This window comes from Cohnella abietis (genome assembly GCF_004295585.1).
GTDB lineage: Bacteria > Bacillota > Bacilli > Paenibacillales > Paenibacillaceae > Cohnella > Cohnella abietis.
On sequence record NZ_AP019400.1, the window covers coordinates 3,991,691 to 4,010,823 of the forward strand.

Annotated in this window: 23 protein-coding genes; 3 read left to right on the forward strand and 20 right to left on the reverse strand. The window is 41.7% G+C overall.

The features are described from left to right. Nucleotides 1-806: 806 nt before the first annotated feature. The 5 genes from KCTCHS21_RS17355 to pdaA form a co-directional block, all read right to left on the reverse strand. Nucleotides 807-1,370, reverse strand: a complete 564-nt coding sequence (locus KCTCHS21_RS17355) for a hypothetical protein (protein WP_130610994.1) — start codon at nucleotides 1,368-1,370, stop codon at nucleotides 807-809. A gap of 68 nt (nucleotides 1,371-1,438) precedes the next feature. Beyond that, on the reverse strand, nucleotides 1,439-2,116 hold the full coding sequence (locus tag KCTCHS21_RS17360) for a hypothetical protein (RefSeq protein WP_130610997.1): 678 nt from the start codon (nucleotides 2,114-2,116) through the stop codon (nucleotides 1,439-1,441). 122 nt (nucleotides 2,117-2,238) lie between these two features. After that, nucleotides 2,239-2,568, reverse strand: a complete 330-nt coding sequence (locus KCTCHS21_RS17365; protein ID WP_130611000.1) for a hypothetical protein — start codon at nucleotides 2,566-2,568, stop codon at nucleotides 2,239-2,241. 168 nt (nucleotides 2,569-2,736) lie between these two features. Further along, entirely contained in the window at nucleotides 2,737-3,474 is a 738-nt protein-coding gene (locus KCTCHS21_RS17370) for a spermidine synthase (protein ID WP_130611003.1), read from the reverse strand. Between the two features lie 174 nt (nucleotides 3,475-3,648). Then, nucleotides 3,649-4,437, reverse strand: a complete 789-nt coding sequence (pdaA, locus tag KCTCHS21_RS17375; RefSeq protein WP_130611006.1) for a delta-lactam-biosynthetic de-N-acetylase — start codon at nucleotides 4,435-4,437, stop codon at nucleotides 3,649-3,651. A 178-nt stretch (nucleotides 4,438-4,615) separates the two neighbouring features. Between pdaA and KCTCHS21_RS17380 the strand changes: the two genes are divergently transcribed. After that, entirely contained in the window at nucleotides 4,616-5,170 is a 555-nt protein-coding gene (locus KCTCHS21_RS17380; RefSeq protein WP_130611010.1) for a superoxide dismutase family protein, read from the forward strand. Nucleotides 5,171-6,234: 1,064 nt separating this feature from the next. Here the strand turns inward: KCTCHS21_RS17380 and KCTCHS21_RS17385 are convergent. Together KCTCHS21_RS17385 and KCTCHS21_RS17390 are read right to left on the reverse strand one after the other, a co-directional pair. Then, the gene (locus KCTCHS21_RS17385; protein WP_130611014.1) at nucleotides 6,235-6,651 is read right to left on the reverse strand and encodes a VOC family protein; all 417 of its coding nucleotides are present in this window, start codon (nucleotides 6,649-6,651) and stop codon (nucleotides 6,235-6,237) included. 22 nt (nucleotides 6,652-6,673) lie between these two features. Further along, nucleotides 6,674-7,075 (reverse strand): VOC family protein, encoded by a 402-nt coding sequence (locus KCTCHS21_RS17390; RefSeq protein ID WP_130616561.1) that lies wholly within the window; start codon nucleotides 7,073-7,075, stop codon nucleotides 6,674-6,676. Nucleotides 7,076-7,321: 246 nt separating this feature from the next. Here KCTCHS21_RS17390 and KCTCHS21_RS17395 point away from each other — a divergent pair, with 246 nt between their 5' ends. Next, complete coding sequence (locus KCTCHS21_RS17395; RefSeq protein ID WP_130611017.1) at nucleotides 7,322-7,954, forward strand: rhomboid family intramembrane serine protease; 633 nt, start codon at nucleotides 7,322-7,324, stop codon at nucleotides 7,952-7,954. A gap of 86 nt (nucleotides 7,955-8,040) precedes the next feature. Here KCTCHS21_RS17395 and KCTCHS21_RS17400 read toward each other — a convergent pair whose 3' ends face one another. Further along, entirely contained in the window at nucleotides 8,041-8,982 is a 942-nt protein-coding gene (locus KCTCHS21_RS17400; RefSeq protein WP_130611020.1) for a DMT family transporter, read from the reverse strand. 143 nt (nucleotides 8,983-9,125) lie between these two features. Here KCTCHS21_RS17400 and KCTCHS21_RS17405 point away from each other — a divergent pair, with 143 nt between their 5' ends. After that, nucleotides 9,126-10,469 (forward strand): aminotransferase-like domain-containing protein, encoded by a 1,344-nt coding sequence (locus KCTCHS21_RS17405; protein ID WP_130611023.1) that lies wholly within the window; start codon nucleotides 9,126-9,128, stop codon nucleotides 10,467-10,469. Between the two features lie 18 nt (nucleotides 10,470-10,487). On the opposite strand, the gene srtB is transcribed toward KCTCHS21_RS17405, so the two are convergent. The 12 genes from srtB to KCTCHS21_RS17465 form a co-directional block, all read right to left on the reverse strand. Then, on the reverse strand, nucleotides 10,488-11,330 hold the full coding sequence (srtB, locus tag KCTCHS21_RS17410; protein ID WP_130611026.1) for a class B sortase: 843 nt from the start codon (nucleotides 11,328-11,330) through the stop codon (nucleotides 10,488-10,490). Nucleotides 11,331-11,414: 84 nt separating this feature from the next. Then, on the reverse strand, nucleotides 11,415-12,203 hold the full coding sequence (locus tag KCTCHS21_RS17415) for an LPXTG cell wall anchor domain-containing protein (RefSeq protein WP_130611029.1): 789 nt from the start codon (nucleotides 12,201-12,203) through the stop codon (nucleotides 11,415-11,417). A gap of 316 nt (nucleotides 12,204-12,519) precedes the next feature. After that, complete coding sequence (locus tag KCTCHS21_RS31175) at nucleotides 12,520-12,849, reverse strand: hypothetical protein (protein ID WP_130611032.1); 330 nt, start codon at nucleotides 12,847-12,849, stop codon at nucleotides 12,520-12,522. Beyond that, nucleotides 12,830-13,288, reverse strand: a complete 459-nt coding sequence (locus KCTCHS21_RS17425; protein ID WP_130611035.1) for an SRPBCC family protein — start codon at nucleotides 13,286-13,288, stop codon at nucleotides 12,830-12,832. The genes KCTCHS21_RS31175 and KCTCHS21_RS17425 overlap by 20 nt, the downstream gene beginning before the upstream one ends. Before the next feature lie 125 nt (nucleotides 13,289-13,413). After that, on the reverse strand, nucleotides 13,414-14,106 hold the full coding sequence (locus KCTCHS21_RS17430) for a thioredoxin-like domain-containing protein (protein ID WP_157994069.1): 693 nt from the start codon (nucleotides 14,104-14,106) through the stop codon (nucleotides 13,414-13,416). A 33-nt stretch (nucleotides 14,107-14,139) separates the two neighbouring features. Further along, nucleotides 14,140-15,000, reverse strand: a complete 861-nt coding sequence (locus KCTCHS21_RS17435) for a M56 family metallopeptidase (RefSeq protein WP_130611041.1) — start codon at nucleotides 14,998-15,000, stop codon at nucleotides 14,140-14,142. Beyond that, complete coding sequence (locus KCTCHS21_RS17440; protein WP_130611044.1) at nucleotides 14,997-15,419, reverse strand: BlaI/MecI/CopY family transcriptional regulator; 423 nt, start codon at nucleotides 15,417-15,419, stop codon at nucleotides 14,997-14,999. Before KCTCHS21_RS17440 ends, KCTCHS21_RS17435 begins: the two co-directional genes overlap by 4 nt. Before the next feature lie 136 nt (nucleotides 15,420-15,555). Next, nucleotides 15,556-16,008, reverse strand: a complete 453-nt coding sequence (locus KCTCHS21_RS17445; RefSeq protein ID WP_130611047.1) for a hypothetical protein — start codon at nucleotides 16,006-16,008, stop codon at nucleotides 15,556-15,558. Nucleotides 16,009-16,066: 58 nt separating this feature from the next. Continuing rightward, nucleotides 16,067-16,519: a hypothetical protein gene (locus tag KCTCHS21_RS17450; RefSeq protein ID WP_130611050.1), complete on the reverse strand. Its 453-nt coding sequence runs from the start codon at nucleotides 16,517-16,519 to the stop codon at nucleotides 16,067-16,069. Nucleotides 16,520-16,543: 24 nt separating this feature from the next. Next, nucleotides 16,544-17,065: a hypothetical protein gene (locus tag KCTCHS21_RS17455; RefSeq protein WP_130611053.1), complete on the reverse strand. Its 522-nt coding sequence runs from the start codon at nucleotides 17,063-17,065 to the stop codon at nucleotides 16,544-16,546. 19 nt (nucleotides 17,066-17,084) lie between these two features. Next, entirely contained in the window at nucleotides 17,085-17,282 is a 198-nt protein-coding gene (locus tag KCTCHS21_RS17460; protein WP_130611056.1) for a hypothetical protein, read from the reverse strand. Nucleotides 17,283-18,105: 823 nt separating this feature from the next. After that, the gene (locus tag KCTCHS21_RS17465) at nucleotides 18,106-18,870 is read right to left on the reverse strand and encodes a MerR family transcriptional regulator (protein ID WP_130611059.1); all 765 of its coding nucleotides are present in this window, start codon (nucleotides 18,868-18,870) and stop codon (nucleotides 18,106-18,108) included. Nucleotides 18,871-19,133: the final 263 nt, after the last annotated feature.

Consider the following 19,133-nt stretch of genomic DNA (forward strand, 5'->3'; position numbering starts at 1 on the left):
CTTCACTTTTTTGTTTCTCCTCATGATCCTTGGGGTTGTCCTTGTCTTGCTATGTGGCAAAAGTATTATTAGTTCGGAGGAATAAGCTTTAAATTGGGATTTATTTAACCATATTAATAATATTTTTGGGTACAAGCATAAACGTTGAACGCCGTCCTTCGCGGCTTTCAACGTTTATGTCGGAGATTCTTCAGAAATGGATTGCGTGACTTATAATTGCGAGACTATGGCTTGCGTGACTTCTGCTTGGCTTGCGGGACTTCTACTTGGCTTGCATGGCTTATGGCTTGCGGGACTACGGCTTACGAACTCAGCAACTCTTATTTGATCAAAATCTAATGGTTTTTTATTTTAACGAATTCCACACATCTTAAATCCAATAAAGTAGCGCCTTTCCTCGTATATTTTCCTCAATAGCGCCACTGGAGTTCGTAAGAATAAATAAGTAGTCAATTTATCAGTAATAAACACAATTCGGTTCGTTAGCTCGGACACACATTGCCCTCTTGCATGCTCTAAGCCGCAGGCGAGATCGTAATCGGTTGGCGGAATGTTGCAGGATGCGATATGGCGTAAGCGGTATATGGATTATAGTGGGATGCGTGAGGGTCGTAAGCGAGTTTGTAATCGGTAGACGAATTGTAGTGGATTGTGAGATGCCGCAAGCGAGGCTGTGTAATTGGTAGGCGAATTGTAGTGAGAACCGTCCCCCCGCGCGGTTTCGCGGAGCACCGTCATCAAACAACAAGAGAAACATGTTTTCTACAGTAACAGACCTGCTGATTAAATAATTATATGACGTAGCTTCAACTAATTTCATCTAAATTAATTTCTAAATCAATTACTTTCTTTTCATCATTACTTGTGAAAAATGCCTGAGTGTAAAGAATTTTATCTTTGGACCCAATTTCAAAAACCCTCTCCTTACCATCACTATAAACTTGATTTTTCTCTAATGTCCCCGAAGTTCCTACAAAACTATATATGATATCTGGACGAGTAATACCATCTCCAAGAGCTGCACCCACTAGTGGGTCTGAATGAACAAACTTAATGGATTTATCGCCTTTATACACCAATTCTGAAGAAACTCTGATTTGTGATTTTTCTATTTGTTCTATCTTTACTCGAAGTGTAAATAATTCGGACGACACTTCCTTTACGTAAGGCTTATTTTCCTTGCTTTGACATCCCATCATCAAAATGATTAAAAAACATAAAATTATTACATTCCTCATCTTGATACACCCTTTCATAATAAGGATAATGAGACTCTGATAAACATAGCCTTTATTTTCTGAGATTATCGGACTAAATTTAACAAAATCAGTTAACATAAAGGGTTCTACATATTGATACGAGGAACCCATTATATCTATCCTCCCTTATCCTATTTCGCCTCTGCCCTTCCGATATTCGAGAGTTTGTTGTCGTTGCACTATCGTTCCCCATTAAAACATCCAGTTTTAATAAGGATCCCTTCCTTATCAAGCCTTTTATGACTAAAAGGAATATGACTTAATTTTTTATATTTTTCATTCCATATAATATCTATAAAATGTGATGGTTCTTTAAGAAAATGGTCAGGAGACACGTTCTCGTAACGATAATTTTCGTTAGGGAATGTTTCGTTAGAGTTAAATAAGTCAAGAACATCTTTTTCAATTGCAATTCCACCAACTTTATACTCATAAGCTAAAAATAACTCATTTAGAAAATCTGTAAAGTCCTTAATTTCATCCTCTTTTATTCCAATTTGGTCCCATTCTGGGGCATCAAACACAGAGCCAAAAAACCAGAAATTTACCATTAGCGCATTAGAAGAAGCCTTCTCTATTTGTAATGTCACCTTTCGTTTCCTTGTTAAACAAACAAATAATCTTAATTGTAAAGAGTGTAAGTAAAATGATTTTGGGTCTCCTTCATCATAAGGGTAACCTCTTTCGAAAAAATCAAAAATTTCATCAATATTTTTGTCAACAATTTCTATTTTATATGTGATTTTAGATAACTTAGTAATAATATCTTGAATAGTTTTCTTTCTCTCTTCTTTAATTTCCATCAAAAAACTAACTTCAAGGAAAGGACCGCCTTGCAGCCATTGTGACCACTCCATCAATGATTCCTCCAAAGTTGTTGGATAATAAACTATAAATTCGATATCCAGCTTAAATAACCTGCCCGTTCAAAAGGCTACCGATTATCGGTAGCCTTTTGGTGTTGTGCAATCATTCCTCGTTAGCGCAATCTTCTCTTCAAAATCATACCATCAAAATCAAAAACAACAGGCGTTCCTTTTACTTGTGGGGTCCACCCTTGATCGAGCGCCTGACAAATAAAGTATTCAACATCTCTAGGTCTTATAATTTTCATATTCAGATGTTCTGTATTAGGGAAGTTTACCCAAGCGCTGTCGATATCAGAAATAACATAAACTTCAAGGTGCATCCCTCTAATGATTTCATGTTCGGCTATCATGACGATATATCCGCTTCCTGGAGAAACAGTCCATATATAATTGTCATTTCTAACCGATATTCTTCTGGTGCTCTTTTTGTTTATTGTCATTCGTTTCTCCCTTAATTAAAGCATCATTTCAGCAAGAGTGTTTTGAATGAAAGGTGTTTTCTTCAAATGCCATCCCTTCTACCTTCGCCACCGAGAAGTCTGTACAACTGAGTTACCAATTAATACAGCATTGTAAAACTGCCCGTTGAGTAAGGCTGATTAATTAACCTACTTAAATTCATTCGGCCTACTGTCCCTGATGATATGCCCTTCCGCTAAATCAAGCTCATATAGCCCTTCCATCTCCCGCACATCGAATTCGATAGCAGCATTGCTTGCCATAACAATTATATTTCTTATTTCTGCCTCACTTGTTGCTGGACATGAAAAAACTTTAGTGAACATATAGGATTCCCTGAGCGTCGTATGTATGGCATTCATTAGCCTGTCATTTTTACTCTTCCCCATTAGATTCATAATGAGGGCTCCTCTTGGAGCGAGCTTTTCACTTGCCATCCGGAAAAATTCTCTCGTTGTTAAATGAAGTGGAGTACCCTTGCTGTTGAAAGCATCCAAGATAATATAATCGTATGTACTCTCGTCTGATTGGCTGAGAATTTGGCGCCCATCTCCAATCACAACATCGTCCTTGCTGTAGTTAAAATAAAGCTTGCTTAGCTCCACGATCTTCTCATCGATTTCGGCTACCTTAAATTGCTTATCTCCGTAATGGCTAGAAAATGTTCCAACCCCGTGTCCGATCACAAATACGTGCTTAAACGACGGTTTATTTAACTCCATTAAATAAATGATTGCCCGTTGATACACTAGTAAAATGCGTTTTCGATCCTTCAAATCTACCGCACCTTGTATACTATCATCGGCAAACTGTAAGCACCGAAATCTCCCCATTTCACCATATAGCTCGGATGTATCGTAAACCGTTATTTCATTAAATGCACTCATTTCCTTAGCAAGGATATGCAAGTAGTCGATCTCCCTCGTAGCTTATTCCAATTAGCTTTTTTATCACATTGTCCCTATTCTATCGATATGCAGGTGGAAAATGCAATAAGGGACCAGAAGCAAGTCATTAACGACTTGATCTAGTCCCTTGCCCTACTCGACTACTATTCTTCTTTACCTGTATTGTTTCATTTCCATCTGGTTCAAGCTCTTGAATTCATATCCTTGTAGCCTTGCATCAACTATAATTTTCTTAAGCGCCTCTGCATTATCTTTGGAAACGGAATGGAGCAAAAGTACCGCGCCTGGATGCAGCTGCTCCATGACATTAACGTAGGCATAGTTCCAGCCTTTCTGCTGTTTGGGCTCCCAATCTCTATAAGCAATGGACCAAAACACGTTTATATAACCAAGCTCATTACAAACACCCAACATGCGATCACTGAATATTCCCCGGGGTGCTCGTACAAAACGCATTTCTTGTTGACCCGTAAGCTTCTCCACTTCTACCCTTACCTTCTCGAGCTCATCTTTGATTTGTATTTTCGATACTTGCGACATATCGGGGTGACTCCAGGAATGGTTTCCGACGAGATGACCTTCTGCAACCATTCTCTTCACTAATTCCGGTTGATCCTTAACGAAATGACCCGTGACAAAGAAAATCGCAGGAACCTTCAATTCCTTTAGATCATCTAAGATTTTTGCTGTATACCCATTCTCATACCCATTGTCAAAAGTAAGATATAACTCCTTTTGCCCCGTATTCCCCAGGAAAATGGCATTTTGCTTTTGCAGTATACCCATAAAACCTTCTTCGGCTATAGACGGAAGCTTGCCTCCCTTGCTTTTCTTAAAGCCAAAATGAAAAGGCTGGTTCCCTTGAGCGCTTGCGGGAATAGAGGTACATAAGAAACTAATTAATATGGTTAATGAAATAACCGACTTGATTGTTAGCTTCATAATCGCTCACTCCTAGGTTGTAATTAAGAATATCCTTCCACAATTGCAGATAAGCTACTCATCATTATTTGTACTGGCTAGTCTTTTCAGTTTTATGTAAGGGCACATGTTTTCTTTTTCTAGAAAAGGGTGATCCTATACAGGAACGAAAAACAGTACATACATCTAGGAGGACAAAATGGAAATGAAAAAATTGTTCAAGTTAGTTTGTTTGGGTGCTCTTGGTTTTCTTCTGTTAGGTGGGATCGTATTCGTTAATACAGACGCAGATGCAAGATCCCCAAAGCAGCAAGCTTCGGTGAAGATCATTAATTCGAAGGGTGAAGAAATTGGAACAGCACGAATTACCCAAAAGCCCGATTCTGTCCATATCCATATAGAAGCGAAGGATCTGCCTCCAGGCATACATGGCATTCACTTTCATGAAACAGGCAAATGTGAAGCACCTGATTTTACTTCAGCAGGAGCGCATTTAAATCCCCAAGGAAAGCAGCATGGGTTTAACAATCCGCAAGGCTTTCATGCTGGTGATTTACTTAACATCCAGGTCGGGCAAGATGGAACCGTCAAAGCGGATTTGGAAAGCAAAAGCGTCACTTTGGTGACCGGCTTATCCAATTCTTTGCGGAAGCCCGGTGGAACAGCAATTGTTATTCACGAAAAAGAGGATGATTACGTAACAGATCCTTCCGGAAACTCAGGGAACCGTATTGCCTGTGGACCTATCCTATAATAGGCTTAGCTACTTATAGTTCAGAGTCTAGAAACCCGGTGTACAATGAATTCACGAAAATGGTGACCAAATCGGTTGCCATTTTTTTGTTGAGCTTGTACATTAGTCGGCAACTCCGACTATTTACCTCCACCGGTGGCTGTTTCACGAGGAGTTAGGCGGCAGCTCCGACTATCTACCTCCACCAGCGTTGCTTCGCGGGGAGTTAGTCGACATCACCGGTTATCTATCTCCATCAGCGGCTGTTTCGCGGGGAGTTAGGCGGCTTCTCCGACTATCTATCTCCACCGGTGGCTGCTTCGCGGGGAGTTAGGCGGCAGCTCCGACTATTTACCTGCACCGACGACTGTTTCGCTAGGAATTAGGCGGCTTCTCCGACTAATTTTTCTCCACCAGCGCTGTTTCGCGGGGAGTTAGGCGGCAGTTCCAACTATTCCTTCCAAGGAGAGTCACGTTTAAGGGGCGTTACAAGATATTTTCGTACGGCGAGGGTGCGGTAAAGCCGTCTTTGGAAGGCAGTACTCGTTTTGTTCGTACTACGGGGGCACGGAGGAACGCACTCAGCAGGAGACACTCGATTTTTTCGTACTACGGGAGGCACGGAGGAACGCAATTGGCAGGACTTACTCGATTTGTTCGTACTACGAGGCCACGGAGGACCGCACTCGGCAGGAGATACTCGATTTGTTCGTACTACGGAGGCACGGAGGAACGCACTCGGCAGGAGATACTCGATTTGTTCTTACTACGGGGGCACGGAGGACCGCACTCGGCAGGAGATACTCGATTTGTTCGCACTACGGGGGCACGGTGGAACGCACTCGGCAGGAGATACTCGACTTTTTCGAACTACGAGGGCACGGTGGAACGCAATTGGCAAGAGATACTCGATTTGTTCGTACTACGGGGGTTAAGCACAGTTGCGCGACAAGTTAAACCGCATATCCGACTTAATCCCGTCCTGCCCTGTCACCTACCAAGGGTCAAGACGACATTAAAAAAAGGCACAGCGGGTTCCAATGCAATCAATCGCATTGAAACCCACCATGCCATTTTAGACGATGTTAGCCTTGGTTAACTGCGCTCTCATCCATGTGCATAAGCTCCCACAGATGATTGTCAACATCTTGAAAGCTCCAAGTGTACATAAAGCCGTGATCAATAGGATCATTAAAAGGCTTACCGCCAGCTGCAAGAGCTTTATTAACAAGATTATCTACTTCAGCCTTGCTGCTCACAGATAAGGCTACAATAACCTCTGTACTAGTTGTAGAATCCACAATTTCCTTCTTAGTGAAGGTCTTGAAGAAATCTTCAACCAACAGCATAGCGTATATACTCTCGCTAATAATCATACAGGTTGCATTCTCATCGGTATATTGAGGATTGAACTCAAAACCCACTGCAGTAAAAAAATCGATGGATTTCTGCAAATCTTTAACGGGCAAGTTAACAAAAATTTTATCCGCTTTAGCTACCATTATCTATCACCCCATCGTTATATTAGCTCTGTTTCGACTCATTACCAATCATCCACGCTATGCCATATTTGTCTTCAATTTGTCCGAACAGGCCGCCCCAAAATGCGGGCCCTAACGGATGCTTAATCGTTCCGCCAACAGCTAGCTTATCGAACGCTTCTCGGGCTTCCTCTTCCGTCGCAAACTCAAGACTTAGATTTATACTGCTTCCTCGGTCAACTGGATCAAAAATATCACACATAAGAAAGGTAATTCCCCCGGCAACAAGACTAAGGTGCATGACCTTGTCCTTAATCTCTTCAGCAGCATCCGGGCGCTGACCATGTGTCATAACAGATAGGATTTCCCCTCCAAGCGCATGTGTATAGAACTCAGCTTGAGCTCTTGCGTCCTCGGAGAAAATGTAAGGCGTAAGCTTTGCCAACATTCAACATCCCTTTCATCCTAAGTTTGGTATCCAGCCTTGTCATTCAAAATCCATACTCAACTCAAAGAACATTTGTTCCCATTCATTTTAACCCAATTACATTGAAAAAGAAACAACAATCTTATCATCCTAATTGTACCCTAAGTTAAATACAAAAACCCCGCAACTCACGCGAGGTTAAACAGACTGCTTCCTCCCGATAAGTCTGATATACTAAGGAGAAGCATATTTGGAGGGATAGTCATGATATTCATACGGTACGAAAATTTCCGGAGCTACATCCGCATGTATCCAGTAACGACACTCATTCTTGCGATCAACTTGATCGTTTTTTTAGCTGATTTGTTATTAGACGGTAGGTTAACGATTGAGGGCGTTTTCTATCAGCACCCTGATTTTAGCAAGTATGGATTATTCGAGCCTTGGCGGTATGTAACATCCATTGTTCTGCACGCAGGCTGGGATCATTTATTATTTAACTGTTTCTCAATTCTCGTATTTGCTCCCCCATTGGAAAGATTGGTCGGGCACTTCCGATATTTCATCCTATACTTATTAGCTGGTATTGCAGGTAATGCGTTAAGTGCTATCGTACATGCTGGTTCCGTATATCTCTCAGTAGGAGCGTCGGGAGCGATCTATGGTATATTCGGCGCATTCCTCTATTTAGCTGTTTTCCGTAAAGCTGATTTAGACGAAGGGTCTCGTAAAACGATATACAGCATGCTGATCTTTGGATTGATTTATTCTTTAATACTTCCAAACATTAATATTTGGGCTCATGTTGGCGGTGCTATTGCAGGTTTGGCCATAATGGGAATATGGGTTAAAACGAACCTGGCTAAAAAGCTGCAAATGCATAACCAGAACTCTTAAGCTTGAAATATACCCGCCATAATGATGAAATTTTTGATCTCATTCTGCAAGTGAACTTTTTCATCATTATGGCATTGGGTATTTGATTACGAGTCTGTTCTCACCCCGGCATCGACCTTATTATTTATTTTTTTACTCCCCCGATAATTAACCCCTACTACACCAATAATAATCAATGCTGCACCGATAAGATGATAATAACCAAGCTGCTCATTCAAGAAAATGACCCCTGCCAATATGGAAATGAGATTACCCAGATTAACGAATACACTCATCGTAGTCGCCTCAATTTTGGACAAAATATAATTAGATAACAATGATGACACTAGTGAAGACAATATTGCTATATACAAAATGGAAAGAATAAAATGCGGCTCAGCTAACGGTTTAATCAAATCGTGCATTGTTCCGCCAACAGCATGCTTAGTAATCGATATAGCGTTGAAGCTAATACATCCGAAAAGCATCATCACATAAGTCATCTGAATCGCGGTAAAGCCATCCCTTAAGTAACGGGCAATTACGCCATATAATGAAAGTAACAATGCCGATAAGAGCAATAAAAATATGCCTAAAGCGCTTGTGCCCTCTACCGAAGCTCCTCCCATTGCAATAATGAAGACCACTCCACCTACCGAACACAGTACGGACAATTTTTGAATCCAAGTTGTTCTTTCTTTCAAAAATAACGAAGCAAGAACCAGTGTGAAAATGGGGGAAGAAGCGGAAATAATACCTCCAATGGACGATGCAGCATGCGCAAGGCCGAAAGCTTGGAATCCGAAGAATGCTGTAGGATACACTAATCCAAGGGGCAATAATTTTAGCCAATTGCGACCTTTTATTTTTATTTTGATCCATCCAAACATGACGGGTATAGCTAAAGCGACAAACGAAACAGTAAACCGATAAGCAATCGTGTCAATAGGATCTGCGAATTCCAAAGCCATCTTCGTGAATAAAAAGGAAAACCCGATAATAAATGCGTATAATAGAGCCAATAGATAAACTTTTTTTTGCTCCAGCATTTTTAATTCCCACCTTTCAAATCTTCTAGTTGCTCTAGCCGGCAAGCAAGCTCATGTGTTAAAGCATACGGTTTAGCGAGCATCTCTACAACACTAATATGAGCTATCTGTACCGGTACAGATAGCTGTCAGGAGCATAACACTTGAAGGAATATGCTAAAGTTATGATCGATATCGAGCGGCAGATCGAAGAAGGGTTAATCCGTGGAGGCCAGAAGCTCCCGTCCATTCGTGAATTGTCCCTTCATTATTCCTGCAGTAAAAGCACGATTATTCGTGCCTATACAGAGCTCGAAAAACGCCATTTCATATACTCCATCCCACAAAGCGGATATTATGCAGTACTCAAGAAGGTGCAGCCGGAGCATGGTCCTGATCCCTCCGTTATCGATTTTTCATCTGCTTCACCTGACGCTGATCTGTTCCCTTATTTGGATTTTCAGCACTGTCTCAACAAAGCGATAGATATGTACAGAAGCCATTTGTTTACTTATGGAACACCGCAAGGTCTTCCATCACTGCTTAATGTCCTAAGCAAGCACCTCACTAGTCACCAGGTATTCACTTCGCCAGACAATATTATGATTACATCGGGTGTGCAGCAGGCTTTAGCGATTCTATGTACGATGCCTTTTCCCAACGGAAAAAGTACGGTGCTCATAGAACAGCCAAGCTATCATCTTATTATCCAATTGCTCGAGTGCCACGGCATTCCGGTTAAAGGAATAACGAGATCTGAAAGCGGCATTGATCTTGATGAGCTGGAGCATTTATTCCGTACGGGGGATATTAAGCTGTTCTACACGATCCCGCGCTTCCATAATCCACTAGGAACTTCTTATTCGGAAAAAACAAAAAAAGCGATCGGCGAGTTAGCCAAACGCTATGACGTGTACGTTGTAGAGGACGATTATTTAGCTGATTTAGAGTCGGACACCAAATCCGATCCTATCTTTGCTTATGAGTCGTCACATGTCGTTTACTTAAAAAGCTACTCCAAAATTTTATTCCCAGGACTCAGGGTAGGAGTTGCCGTCCTCCCTCCAGTCCTTCAAGAAACCTTTAGCACGTACAAGCGTTTGTCTGATATCGATAGCTCCATGCTGTCGCAGGCTGCATTAGAAATCTATATCCAAAACGGAATGTTCGAGCGAAGGAAGCAAAAAATAAAGACCAGCTATCATAATCGAATGCAAAAGCTAAACCGAGCATTGGACGCCTACAATGATACCGAGGACATCCATCATGCCCGTTTGACATTAGGTGTCCACACGCACCTCGTATTGCCAGATCGCATGCACGTCCCAACCTTGCTAAATAAGTTAAGTAAAAAACGAGTTGTCGTAAAAGAAATAGAGCCCTCTTATTTGCCTTTGTTCGAGCAGCAGCAATCCCTACTTAAGCTGAGTATCACTAAAGTTTCAGAGGATGATATTGATGAAGGAATAAGCATCCTCTTCTCAGAAATTAAGAAAATGCGACGTTAAAATTGACTAACCGCTACACTATTCATGTATTGAGGGGCTTATCAATCTCGCATGTACGACAAACCTTGCGTCATCGTGCGAATTCGAACAAGTGGAAAGCGTTAGAATAGGATCATTTTCATGCAATATTACATCTGTCTTGTGCAGGGATTTGCTTTGCAGACTAACCGCGAAGTCTTTGAATTGTTCATCGGTTTTGAAATCTGTCTTAAGGTAATCGTCCTTAGCGTCTGTATAATAAGCTGAGAAAACCTGCCACTTCTGATTTCCGTATAAGGTGTCGAACTGTATAATTGAATGGTGGTCAAAATACCATCTGCTCTCGTAATTTAATAATGCCATGAACATCGACTTATTTTTCATATTATGGCCATACAGGATCAGGTGTTTATCCTCTTTATCAATAGCATTCCGATAGTCCATGAAAATACTGCCGTTTACGTTATTCTTGCCGTGCAAATCCCTTGTGAGATAATAGCTATTGTCATCAGATTGAACAACTGGATAATCAATATTGGAATCATCAATTTTGACCCAGCCAATAATATCTTTGTTGATTTCGAGCAAAGGTTTAAAATGATCTTGAATAAGCAGCTGAGCTGGCTTTTTGTCCACTAAGGGAACAATATGGGGAGTCGCAGCAGTCTGGGTTACCGATCCGATCTCATTAAGAGGAGTTACTTGCGGTATAATATTTCTATCGTTATTCGGAACAGGGTGATATAGCTCCCTTGCTTCTTTTATTTGTTCGTTACTCTGACGGGCATCTAAGAAATATAAGGTTAATTTAACAGCAGAAAACATAAAAACAGCAATCGCCGTTGTCAGTATGCCACAGTAAGCCCATTTTCTCCAGTTCAACCTTACTCCTCCGTTCACCAAAGGATTAGAAACCGCATAGACCCCTGTGGGACTATGCGGTTTCTGATTACGACACTCATTTAATTACGATTTTGCTCTTCTCAATTTAATAGCGAAGGCTAGAGCAGCTCCACCGGAAAGCAATGCAATTAAACCATACAAGGTCACATTCATTGTATCGCCAGTTTTAGGATTGGCTTCAGCACCGGCACCATCGGTAGCAGCTGGTTCTGACTTTTCTCCATCATCTTTCTTTGGTTCTTCTTTCTTAGGCTCTTCTTTCTTCGGTTCTACTTTAGCAGGCTCGGCTTTCTTTCCATTCGAATTTGTGAAAGAAATGTCATCGATCCAGATTGTGCCGCTTTTGCCGTCTTGGAAATTAAAATGAAGCGCTTGGATGCCCTTGTCGATCTTATTAGCAGCCAGGTCAATGTAAATGTCCTTATAGTCCTTCGTTATAGCTACACCAGAAAGATCCGCAAAGTTTTTACCAATTGTTTTAACAGTTTCGCCAACTGCATAGTTTAGGTCGAAATCCGCACCTTCACCACCAGATGCTCCTTTAATCGTAATCTTCAGGTATTTGTATTCGCTAGCATCGATTCCGCCACCAGTACCAAACCAGCCTTTGCTAGCGTATTCAAGCTTAAGTGCATTGTCTTCGATCGTTGCACTTTTACCTGCATCGCCGCCAGTCCATTGTGCGCCTACTTTGGCGCCTGCGAAATCCGATAATGTTGCACGATTATAATTGTCAAATACAAGGTTGTCAGATGCAGCCATAGCGGTCAGTCCCGTAACGAACAATAAATTAAGAGCAACTAGCAAAGATAGCGACAATTTGAAAGACTTTTTCTTTAACAAGCTTGTCATAGAAAACCTGCCTCCTCTAATTTTTGAACATTTTCGGCATTACTATTTCTTGACCTAAACCACTTCTGACACCACCTCTTGATCTACATATATTGGAAGTTATTCACACTTCTGATATTAAGTCTTAACTGTATACAAAGTGAGTTGTATTATTACGTAAATCGTGCGCGTTACTATGCAACGTAGGCATAAACAGCTTCCACTGTCTTTTGGAAAGCTTAGATAATTTGAATAACGAAAAAACCCGCTGCTTATGCGAGCGAGTTCATTCATCGAATACGACTACTTTATATGACTTCATTTCTTTTTAGCAGAATCATAGCTCGTCATAGTCGCGTTTTGCTACTTTCAGCTGGACCGAGCGCCTCTTTCGCACACCATAGTCGCGTTTTGCTACTTTGAGCAGACCCGAGCGCCTCTTGGGCTCGCCATAGTCGCGTTTTGCTACTTTGAACAGGCCCGATCCCCTTTTCGGCTCGCCATAGTCGCATTTTGCTACTTTGAGCGGGGTCGAGTGCCTTTTTCGCTCACCATTGTCGCGTTTTGCTACTTTGAGCGGGGCCCAGCTCCTCTTCGACTCGCCATAGTCGCGTTTTGCTACTTTAAGCGGGGGGTGGATGTATTGTTCATCCCCTACCTTCAGCAAATAGCTTTAATTGATGGTTTCGATGCTCCAAAAATCTCTTCATGTAGCGCTTAAGTATAACTCTCTCCGTGATCCACCCAATAATTCCGAATGGAGCTTCAAAGGTTAGCGTATCTTTCATAAGTGTCTTCCCCTGCTGCTCTTCAAATGTGTGTTCATGTCTAAGACTCTTAAATGCGCCTTTCACCATCTCGTCAACAAAATAAAAAGGCCTGTTATAGGATACAATTTGAGACTTCAGCTTCTGTCTGATGAGGAAATGAGTTGCCTGAAAGGTTACGAATTCCCCTCCACTAATCATGCCTTTAGTTGTACCTTCTATTGCTCTTTCTTTCGTATGCTTCCACACGGTTTGAGTATGTACTTCAATATCCCTAGCTAAGTCAAAGCAATGTTCCAGTGGAGCATCAATGAGCACTTCGGTTGTCACAATAACCACACGATCACCTCGTTAAGAGAGATTAATATGTTCTATTTGATATGTTCTATCTGGTATGGTTCTATTCTAACCCATACCGAAAGAACCGACCTCTATAGGCCGGTTCTCTCCCCAATTTATTTTAGTTACATTGTACCGCCACCAAGCCGGATATTAGCTGGAATTTTCTCTGGTCCTTGGTTAATATGCTGGTAAATGAATGCGCCAGCCTTTAAGTCATCATAAGTTGTAAGCTCCATCGTTTTCGTCCAAGCGTTCAGCACTACCTCTTTACCCTCGGGAATATCCTCACTAGGCACGGCCAATACACCCGCTCCTGCTTTCGTGAAATGCGATAAATTTTTAACCGCATCGATGATGTCAGCACTTGCATCTGGACGATAGTATATCAGAATGTCACCATGCTCCAAGTTGTGAACAAGAAGCTCAGTTGCCGGCTTTTTCTCATAAAATCCAAACTTCAAATCATGCGGACTATGCGTACCAGAGGTCGGGAGCTTCATCTCGTACTGAACTGGCATCTCTGAATGCCCTCCACCATAATCCTTATCATTAGTTACCTCAAGAGCAACATCATGATTAAGGCTTTCTATATTGTAATTATTCGAATTATTCAGTATTAAAGCAGCTAACAGAAGAATGATCCCGCCCCCAAGCATCGTGTGAGCGATTAAGCTCATCTTGCGGCTTTTTTGTTTTAATGCTGCTTTCATTTCCTTCTTCAGCTGGCTTGTGTTTCCTTTATTGATTTTATAAGCATAACTATAACCCATAATAGCGAGTATAAATAAAATAACCCCAACTAAGCCCAAAATCATAGTCGTATCTCCCATCCATTTTCAATATTTAACTTAAGCTCCTGTTAGCAAAATCATCCCCATCAAAATAATCAGCACTAAAACAGAAATCATAAGCGACTTGGAATCTAACCTCACTGGAATAGCACGCCGCGGATTCACTAGCTGACTCAATCTATAATTAATAGAAACATCGGCAAAATGAACAAGAACCGGCATTTCATTTTTACTAGTATCTAATTTAATCATCTTCAACAACGCGCTGCCTAAACTGATCTCATTCCCCATTGTACGAATGGCATGATCATCGGCGGACAATTCACTTATAATCCGATAATTGTGATAAGACCATTTGGTTACTGGAATAAACCACAAAGCTTGTGAAATCATCTGCAGTAAAAAAATTTTCGCCGCGTCATGGTTTAATTGATGGTACGATTCATGCTCTACAACTGCTTTAAGCTCCTGCTCGTCCAACAAATCCAGCAAGCCGGTTGAAAGAACGATACGCGGTTTGCGGAAGCCCATTGTGAGTGCAAGTAATTGATCATTCCTAACAACTATAATGTCTTGCTTCGCACGGCGGAACTTGTCATTCATTTGAGCAGTTAATGGTTTGTGTACTAACATGGAAAGCCTGACCCTGAATTTTCTGATTAAGTAAAATTGCTGTATGCTTCTAAACAAACCAATCGCAAGCGTGTAAGCCACAAGTAGATTCAAGAGAACAGAGATCAAATAATAGGAAAGCGGATTGGAACGGAATAAACTTGCACAAATATCAAAAAGATTGCGATGAAGCTTAACTCCTAGAAGAAGATGAGCTTCATACATTGCCATTTGACTCAATACCAGCACCGCAACTACAACGCTCACAGCCATCACAACAGAGGATTGCTTTCTCCATTGGATCATTCGGAGTCCCTCTTTAATTGTTGTATTTTGTTCGCCAGCTGATTCAGTAAGTCTTGATCCACGTCTTTAAGAACATCAATCATATGGTTGACGACAAGCCCACCAAACTCCTCGTAAAGATTCTCGGTCAATTTCTTGGATTGCTCATCAATAAACCGCTCCTTAGACTGGTTCGGCCGATATAATGAGTGCCTAGCTTCCGTTCTCTTGACTAACATTCCCTTATCCACCAAGCGGTTCATCACGGTCATGACGGTGTTGAAGTTAAGAGGCTTGTCTTGCTCGAGCTTCAACTGAACCTCCTTGATACTCATCTCTTCTATTTCCTCTTCCCATAATAGCTCCATAATTTTAGCTTCCAGGGTTCCGAAGAAACGATTAAGCCCAACCTCATTGTACTTAAAATTTTTAATATTCAATGGCTCTCACCTTCCACTACACATTATAGTGTAACTACCGATACGTGACAACTGTTTTCCAAGTCAAACGTGTATCGCCATCCTCGGGACGGCGATACGTTTGTATAGAGTGGTCAAAAGATGTAAAAGAACTATTTTATAGACTATCAATAACTTTACTTAATTCACTCGTTGCTTCTGTATCTGCAGGATTTACATTTAGCTTCACAAAAATTTCTCTAATTGTTACAGCATTGTGGATTACATTCTCTTTCTTATCCGAATTCAACATAGCTCTATATAAACTATCAAGCGCCAAATCTATTAGATCATTGTCGTCCTCATAGGATGATAGATTAGCTACGGAGGAAGCTGCCGCTACAGAAGCAACACAGTTTTCATAATCACTGTTATCATCGTTTGAAAGATCCCTACCAAAGCTTGAAGCAGCCTCACCTAACTGATACACAAATGTCTTATCAATCCTATCTTGAATAGCTTCTGCTTTGTTATCGCTACTTACTTTTGAATTTATACAAAAGCCGAGTAAAACCATTAATATTATGATGATAGCAATTAATGATGCCGTTCCTCTTCTTGAATTGTTCATCAAAATGCCCCTTTGTATCAAGTTACTGTGGTTGTGCAAAAAGCAGCAAATTAAACGCTTAGTCCCAATTATTGAATACAATTTCTTCGATCGTCCGTGGCTTCCAGTACTCTGCCTGTTTTATTTCCATCTCATCCAATTGCTCGATTTCATCCCTCAATATCTCTTCCTCAAGATCTTCCTTACCTAATACTTGATAATTATATTGACTCAGTTTAGGGAACAGCTCCTCTAACTCAACTGCCGTCAAATAGCCAAATTCACTCTTAGGTGATTCAATTCGGATAGCAACAAGTGGAAAATAGGCGTTCAAGAAAAAGCTGATTTGCTGCTGGTCAGTCGAAACAAGGATCCAGTAGTAGTTTTTACCGACAATATCAACGTCCTTCCACTCCACCTGCCCCTTTACTATGGCATGAATAAAGCTAAGAAAACTTTTTACATCTTGAGGGTCAACGCCATTCTGCTCAGTAGCAAAACCGGTAATTCCTCTTTTTATTAAGCCCTTCATTAACATGTGCCCCCTTAGCGGTAGTTAAATTTGTTTAAGTTCATCTATATGTCTTTGTGCTTCGATATTAAGAGCCTTTTTGTCCTTCAGGTTGAACTGCTCTAGCTCATGACCGGGGTCTAAAATGAGTGGTTTGGCAATCGTATCTTCTAAAAGGTTTAATGTACTTGTGTAGGCTTTGCGGAGAACCTCGACTGAGACTTCCTTCTTGAATAATTTAATCAATTTGATCATTTTCTCTGCATAGATAAGTTTAACCACGCTATCTGCACTCATGAGATGGCGGGAGGCGAAAGTAGCTACATTTTCAAGTATTGTTGGGTTTGGATAGCTTCTTGCCAATGATTCCAATCCAACTACCCCAGTCCAGCTCATAATCGATAATTGCTTAGTAAACTCATTAACCATCTCATCGAGCCACTCGGTTTCCTTCTCTTTAGCAATTTCAAATCCCTTATACTCGTCGAGAACGCCTTCACGATACATATGTATAAAGCTACCCTGATAAAATGTAAATAACTCCTTGGCTCTTTCCCAATCTGCCATGCTCTACCCACTTCCTTGCCTATATATCAAACTGATCGAATATATAATTAGTAACGACTCTCATAGCTGTAAACATCAATAAATACAAAATAAATGCTTTCCAGTTAGCTTTTATATTTTTAGAGAAGAAAATAACGAAAGTAATCGTCATTAACATAACCCATATTCCATCTTTAATAATCTCTTCCTTAATCATCGAGCCAACCTCTTTCTGCACATCGTACTTAAAACACACACAATCCTTAGCGATGAAAATGCGGGCACTGTCGGTAAACGGTGGAACGAATTAGTCGGACCACTTTGCGCTTATCTTCTAGCAAATTTGCACTGGTAGCCGCTCCGACATGAAGCCGGTTCGCCCCCCCTAAATCCGTAGAGTGTCGTGGGATTACTTTAACATGCACTGTCATCTGCTAACAAGCATAAATGGCTGCGGTCAAGTCGTTACGACAACCGGTTTTCCATCAAATTAGTCCGTTCTCAGCGGCTTGCAACTCACCGACACCAAGTTTTCCACCATTTAGTCCGCCCACAGCGGTCTACAGCGCACCTACACCCGGTTTCCCACCATTTAGTCCGTTCTCAGCGGTCTACAGCTCACAGAAACTCGGTTTTCCGCCAATTAGTACGCCCACAGCGGTCTACAGCTCAACAACTCCCGGTTTCCCACCAATTAGTCCGTTCTCAGCGGTCTACAGCTCAACAACTCCCGGTTTTCCACCATTTAGTCCGTTCTCAGCGGTCTACAGCTCAACAACTCCCGGTTTTCCGCCATTTAGTCCGCCCACAGCGGTCTAAAGCACACCTAAACTCGGTTTTCCGCCATTTAGTCCGTTCTCAGCGGTCTACAGCTCAACAACTCCCGGTTTTCCGCCAATTAGTCCGTTCTCAGTGGTCTACAGCTCACAGAAACTCGGTTTCCCACCATTTAGTCCGCCCACAGCGGCCGAAAGATATACTTCCCAGAAAATACTTCCCTGAAAAAGTAAAGAAGCTGCCCATAATTTAGCTTATGGAACAGCCTCCCACTATTATAAGCTTTACTTGTTCTGACCTGTATAGATGTGGATCGCATCTCTTAGAAATTGTGCTGAGCCTGGCTGAGCAGCGTCATAGTATGCGCGGAATCGTTCGTCATCCACGTACCCTTGGGCAAGTCCCGCATGGGCTTCTTTACTGTATTCGCTCCAATAATACATCAACCATTTTTTGTGCAGATCTGCGGCCATCTGAGCAATATCACTAGCAGGGTCACCCGTCTTGTATGCCTCTGCCAAAGTAGCATGCACTTCCTCGGTAAGGCGTGTGTGCTCATCGTGCTCCTGCTGCGTCATGTCCAGCTGCTTCTTATTCGACCTGTTAACAGTATCATCACCATACCGCTTGCGAATTTCTGTGCCATACAATGTCTCATTGTCATTAATGAGCTTCTGCTTAAACCCTTCAAATCTTTCTTCATCTGACATAGTAAGTCTCCCCTCGTTCAGAGCTATTGTCTTTTCCACGTTGGCAATTAGCTGATCCAGTTGTTTTCTCTTGTCGAGAAGCTGCTCGCGATGTTCTAGAAGGGCTTTAGCACCGTCGAAAGAAGAGTCATTAACGATCTCTCTGATGCTGTCCAGGCTGATCCCCAGCTCCCTGTGAAAAAGGATTTGCTGCAGCCTTTCCACTTCAGATTGACCGTAGATTCGATAACCTGATGAGCTCATTCTTGCCGGCTTAAGAATGCCAATCTCATCATAGTAACGAAGTGTTCGCGTACTGACCCCCGCCAATCGACCTAGCTTTTGCACCGTATATTCCATGCGGTCACCTCCTGACAACATAACTGTACAGCTTTACGTAACGTCAAAGTCAACAGCTTTGTTTGAAAAGGGAGTTTCCTAAGAGCTTTGATGTGCGAACCTTTAATTTGCTTACCTTTGATTTGCTCGCCTTGGTTACGTGAATTCCCTATCTAGTTGCGCATTCATCCACTTAACCGCGACGCCATGCGACAAATGGATCCCAATTTCCCCACCCATACTGCGCAATCATCCACTTAGCCGAGAAATCCTACAACAAATGG

What these genes read in the sequence shown, in the direction of transcription:
- KCTCHS21_RS17355 (WP_130610994.1), bottom strand. Translation starts at nt 1,370, where the DNA reads ATGGGTTCCTCGTATCAATATGTAGAACCCTTTATGTTAACTGATTTT.
- KCTCHS21_RS17360 (WP_130610997.1), bottom strand. Translation starts at nt 2,116, where the DNA reads ATGGAGTGGTCACAATGGCTGCAAGGCGGTCCTTTCCTTGAAGTTAGT.
- KCTCHS21_RS17365 (WP_130611000.1), bottom strand. Translation starts at nt 2,568, where the DNA reads ATGACAATAAACAAAAAGAGCACCAGAAGAATATCGGTTAGAAATGAC.
- KCTCHS21_RS17370 (WP_130611003.1), bottom strand. Translation starts at nt 3,474, where the DNA reads ATGAGTGCATTTAATGAAATAACGGTTTACGATACATCCGAGCTATAT.
- pdaA (WP_130611006.1), bottom strand. Translation starts at nt 4,437, where the DNA reads ATGAAGCTAACAATCAAGTCGGTTATTTCATTAACCATATTAATTAGT.
- KCTCHS21_RS17380 (WP_130611010.1), top strand. Translation starts at nt 4,616, where the DNA reads ATGGAAATGAAAAAATTGTTCAAGTTAGTTTGTTTGGGTGCTCTTGGT.
- KCTCHS21_RS17385 (WP_130611014.1), bottom strand. Translation starts at nt 6,651, where the DNA reads ATGGTAGCTAAAGCGGATAAAATTTTTGTTAACTTGCCCGTTAAAGAT.
- KCTCHS21_RS17395 (WP_130611017.1), top strand. Translation starts at nt 7,322, where the DNA reads ATGATATTCATACGGTACGAAAATTTCCGGAGCTACATCCGCATGTAT.
- KCTCHS21_RS17400 (WP_130611020.1), bottom strand. Translation starts at nt 8,982, where the DNA reads ATGCTGGAGCAAAAAAAAGTTTATCTATTGGCTCTATTATACGCATTT.
- KCTCHS21_RS17415 (WP_130611029.1), bottom strand. Translation starts at nt 12,203, where the DNA reads ATGACAAGCTTGTTAAAGAAAAAGTCTTTCAAATTGTCGCTATCTTTG.
- KCTCHS21_RS17430 (WP_157994069.1), bottom strand. Translation starts at nt 14,106, where the DNA reads ATGATTTTGGGCTTAGTTGGGGTTATTTTATTTATACTCGCTATTATG.
- KCTCHS21_RS17435 (WP_130611041.1), bottom strand. Translation starts at nt 15,000, where the DNA reads ATGATCCAATGGAGAAAGCAATCCTCTGTTGTGATGGCTGTGAGCGTT.
- KCTCHS21_RS17445 (WP_130611047.1), bottom strand. Translation starts at nt 16,008, where the DNA reads ATGAACAATTCAAGAAGAGGAACGGCATCATTAATTGCTATCATCATA.
- KCTCHS21_RS17450 (WP_130611050.1), bottom strand. Translation starts at nt 16,519, where the DNA reads ATGAAGGGCTTAATAAAAAGAGGAATTACCGGTTTTGCTACTGAGCAG.
- KCTCHS21_RS17455 (WP_130611053.1), bottom strand. Translation starts at nt 17,065, where the DNA reads ATGGCAGATTGGGAAAGAGCCAAGGAGTTATTTACATTTTATCAGGGT.
- KCTCHS21_RS17465 (WP_130611059.1), bottom strand. Translation starts at nt 18,870, where the DNA reads ATGGAATATACGGTGCAAAAGCTAGGTCGATTGGCGGGGGTCAGTACG.